The organism is Aquisalimonas sp., from assembly GCF_007120195.1.
GTDB lineage: Bacteria > Pseudomonadota > Gammaproteobacteria > Nitrococcales > Aquisalimonadaceae > Aquisalimonas.
Genome location: NZ_SKOG01000080.1, coordinates 1 through 4,135, shown reverse-complemented (window position 1 = coordinate 4,135; position 4,135 = coordinate 1). Strand labels below are relative to the sequence as shown.

Genomic DNA, 4,135 nt, shown 5'->3' with positions numbered 1-4,135 from the left:
GCGCACCATGACCCGCCAGCGTACGCGCAAACTGCACTCCCAACCCGCTGGAAGCCCCGGTCACCAAGGCAACCCGTCCGGAGACATTGAAGATGGATGATTGCATGGTCAGCTCCTTTTAGTTTGTGCTGCGCCGCAACATAACAACATGTTCCTCCGACAGCGTCAAGGACTGAATCGGGCCGAGAACCGCATGCGGGCACCAGTCACCAGGTTTCGCCCGGGCGCCAGTAGGTAGTAGCGGGCCGACCACGTTGACGCGGACATTGCTGGAATAGTCGCGGTCCGCAGGTTGTTGACGGCGACAAACCCAAATACGACCACCGCACCGAAGCGCCGTTCGATACATGCGCTGGCATTGACGACCGAAGACCCGCTCACGCGCTCGCGGTTGGCGTTGTCGGCGACGACGGCAGAGCCGATGTTGAAGACGCGCCTGAAGCGCTGGGCCCAGCTCATGACCACGCGGCGCTCGGCCGAGGTTCTGTCTCGGACTCGTTTGACGTTGTTCCTTTACTGCCTTGACCTCCTTTCCCCGGTTTCACCCGCGCACGGTGCTTGCTGTTCGGCGCGAACACCCTAAAAAGCGTGTCAAGTTCACGCGCGGCTTTGGCATCAGCGCGGCGAGCCAGGCCATGACAAAGCGGCAGGAGCGCCGATTCGGACGGCCGCAGGCTGGCCCGAAGGACGCAGGGCAGGATGCCCGGAGTAACATCACGTGCGTGGCCGTGTCTCGGTACGGGGTCTTCAACGGGTAGCGGGCGTTGCCGCTCGGCGTTAGTGACAGGCGCTTTTCCGACACCGCCGGGCGGCCAATGTAGGGGCACAGCGGTTCGAGTTTCTTGCGGTCATCCGTCCGGGCGACCTCGCCGGCTGCCTATCCGCTACAAGCGCCGCGACGACCTTCACCAAGCCTTCCTCACCTTCCCCGGCGCGTTCAGCAGCTGGCCGCGTGTCGCACCGCATCCGAGCCGCCCCGGTACGGCAGCGCTCACGATTCGCCTACGCCCTGCGCGAAGCCAGACAGTTTGATTCGGCTGACATGTGAGAAAGCCTATCCGCTCCCGGCTTACCTGCCGCTGCCGGGTGGCGCAGGGGGCAGTTGCCGGGGACGATGACACCACGCATCACGATCCCCCATGGCAGTAGCGTGGTTGAGTCCTGGGCACGGGCATCGCCAACCCGTTGCTAACCTGAGTGCGGCGGCCAGGTGCCAACCAGACGCCAAGCCGTCTTTCGACGGCCTGGCAAAGGGAAAGTCTGCTTAGAGGGTATTGCCGTCCTCGAATTTCACAGCGTCCATGGCAAAGCTGCCGTCCGGCATGAATTTCTTGACGACGTTGACGAGTAGAACGCTGAAGCAGCGCAGCCGTCCCTTGTCCGACTCGCTCCACGAGATGCAAATGCGATCGCCGTTCGTGATGCCGTAATAGCCGGTGTCGGACCAGTCCGCATCGACCATCCGGCCAGACGCGGCGTTGTCGGCACCATAGTGGACCAGGACTTCTCTCTCGTCTGCAAGACGATATGTTACCGTCTTGCCGGTCACGCGCTCGGCAATTGCGTCCGCAGTGAGCTGCTGGGCGCCGTTGTTTAGAGCCTCTTTCATTTCGCTTCCCGCTGCGGTGCTGAACGAAGCGCTTGCCAGCAGGACGATAGCCAGTGTTCCGATCAGTGACATCTTGATGTTCATGGATTTATCTCCCTCCGGCTCGTTGCAAACTGCCTACAGCCCGGGGACGGAACGACCGTTCATACCCCTCGGCCTATGGCTGGAGTCAAGGATATTCGGGAGGAGGGCGTGCCGCTTGAAGAACATATGAGATTTGCTGTTTTTTTCATGAATTTTTGTAACTGTTTAGCTCATGCCGCCTGACCCAGCTCGTGCTGTCGCATGCATGAACGACGGCAGCTCACAGAGGCCACCCAGCGGCAAAAGCCATCAGCGGACCAGGTTGCTCTGGTTGCGTATTCCGGCCTATCGTGACCGCCCATTCCGATTGATCGTGACCGGTGATTCCGGCGCATCGTGACCGGTGATTCCGGCCGGAGCGTGACCGATTTTGGCCCTGGCGCCGGAATCCGCGGTCACGATGCCGGAATCACTGGTCACGATGCCGGAATCGGCGTGGTGTGTGCTGGTAATTCCCTTTGACTGCAGGCATATAGCCCTCTTTTCACCATTTCCGGGGAGAGGGCATGCCGGCACCGAGGATTACCATGCGACAACTCAGCGAGATTTTGCGTCTCAAACACCAGGCCGGACTCAGCCACGCCCGCATCGCCGCCGCCTTGGATCTCTCCAAGGGGGTGGTGAACAAGTACGTCAACCTCGCCCGCGCCAAAGGGGTCGGCTGGCCCCTGCCCGAGGGGATGGACGAGGCCGCGCTGGAGCGGCTGCTGTTCCCCGCCCCGGTCCGCCCGGGGCGCGGGGCGGAACCGGACTGCACCACTATCCACCAGGAGCTCAAGCGCAAGGGGGTAACGCTGCAGTTGCTCTGGGCGGAGTACGCCGCCGCCCACGGGGAGCGGGCGCTTCGCTACAGCCAGTTCTGTGAGCGCTACCGGTGCTGGCGCGCCGCCCAGCGGCGCTCCATGCGCCAGCAGCACCGTGCCGGGGAGAAGCTGTTCATCGACTACTGCGGCCCCACGGTGCCGGTGGTCGACCCGGGCACCGGCGAGATCCACCCTGCGGCGATCTTCGTCGCCGTGTGGGGTGCCTCGAGCTACACTTACGCCGAGGCGACGCGCACCCAGTCGCTGCCCGACTGGATCGCCTCCCATCAGCGAGCGCTGCAGCACTTTGGCGGCTGTCCCATGCTGCTCGTGCCCGACAACCTTAAGGCCGCCGTCACGCGGGCCTCGCGCTACACCCCCGAGGTCAACACCACCTACGCCGAAATGGCGCGGCACTACGGTATGGCGGTACTGCCCGCACGGCCCTATAAGCCCCGGGACAAGGCCAAGGCCGAGGTGGCCGTGCAGGTCGTCGAGCGCTGGATCTTGGCGCGGTTGCGCCACCACACGTTCCACTCCCTGGCTGCGTTGAACGCGGCCATCCAGGCGCTGCTCGTCGAGCTCAACGATCGCCGCCTCCAGCGCCAGCCCCACAGCCGCCGGGAGCTGTTCGAGCGCCTCGACCGCCCGGCCATGCAGCCCCTGCCGGGCGAGGCGTATGTCTACGCCGAGTGGAAGTACGTCAAGCCCGGCATCGACTACCACGTCGACATCGACCGCCGGCTGTACTCCGTGCCCCACACCCTGGTCGGTCAGCGCCTGGAGGCGCGCATCACCGCCACCACCGTGGAGGTCTTCCACAAGGGCCACCGTGTCGCCGCCCATGCCCGCCATGGCACCGGCGCGCACAGCACGCTCGCCGAGCACATGCCCACCGCCCACCGCAAGCACCAGCAGTGGACCCCGGGGCGGTTCCTCAACTGGGCGCAGGCCATCGGCCCCGCCACCCTCGGCGTCATCCGCGCCCAGCTCGAGAACCGCCCCCATCCCGAGCACGGCTACCGCGCCTGCCTCGGACTGCTCAACCTCGCCCGCCACTACGGCAGCGCCCGCCTGGAGGCTGCCTGCGCCCGCGGGAGGGACATCGGCTCCCCGAGCTACCGCAGCATCAAATCGATCCTCAAAAGTGGCCTCGATCGCACTGGTGTGGAGGCCACCACCGAGACCGGGGAGCTGCCGCTGCACGCCAACGTCCGCGGCCCCGGCTACTACCACTGACCCCACCACCGGAGACACCGATCATGCTCAACGAACCCACCCTGGAGAAACTCCAGACGCTCAAGCTCACCGGCATGCGCGAGGCCCTCGAAGACCAGCTCGCCCAGCCCGCCACGCACGAACTCGCCTTCGAGCAACGCCTTGCGCTGCTACTCGATCGCGAGCTCCTCGCCCGCGACAACCGCCGCCTCACGCGGCTGCTCAAGGCCGCCCGGCTGCGCATCCCCGGCGCCTGCCTGGAGGATATCGACTACCGCCACGCCCGCGGGCTGCAGCGCCCGCAGATGGCCCAGCTCGGCTCCTGCCAGTGGATCCACCACAAGCAGAACCTGCTGCTCACCGGCCCCACCGGCACCGGCAAGACCTACCTCGCCTGCGCGCTCGGCAACCAGGCCTGTCG

3 protein-coding genes and 1 pseudogene are annotated in these 4,135 nt (G+C 65.3%); 2 read left to right on the top strand and 2 right to left on the bottom strand.

Features of this window, described 5'->3' with window-relative positions:
• Positions 1-420: 420 nt before the first annotated feature.
• Positions 421-874: pseudogene (locus QZT63_RS06650) on the bottom strand (transposase); the annotation flags it as partial.
• 390 nt (positions 875-1,264) lie between these two features.
• A complete protein-coding gene (locus tag QZT63_RS06645; RefSeq protein WP_290649652.1) occupies positions 1,265-1,693 on the bottom strand; it encodes a hypothetical protein in 429 nt (142 codons plus the stop codon).
• A gap of 506 nt (positions 1,694-2,199) precedes the next feature.
• Here QZT63_RS06645 and istA point away from each other — a divergent pair.
• Positions 2,200-3,735, top strand: coding sequence for an IS21 family transposase (istA, locus tag QZT63_RS06640; RefSeq protein ID WP_290649651.1), 1,536 nt, complete (start codon positions 2,200-2,202; stop codon positions 3,733-3,735).
• Positions 3,736-3,758: 23 nt separating this feature from the next.
• Positions 3,759-4,135 (top strand): ATP-binding protein (locus QZT63_RS06635; RefSeq protein WP_290649650.1); only part of this gene is annotated, 377 nt, incomplete at its 3' end.

Bases quoted from the DNA above. Each gene is read 5' to 3' on its own strand.
- QZT63_RS06645 (WP_290649652.1), bottom strand. From the start codon at position 1,693: ATGAACATCAAGATGTCACTGATCGGAACACTGGCTATCGTCCTGCTG.
- istA (WP_290649651.1), top strand. From the start codon at position 2,200: ATGCCGGCACCGAGGATTACCATGCGACAACTCAGCGAGATTTTGCGT.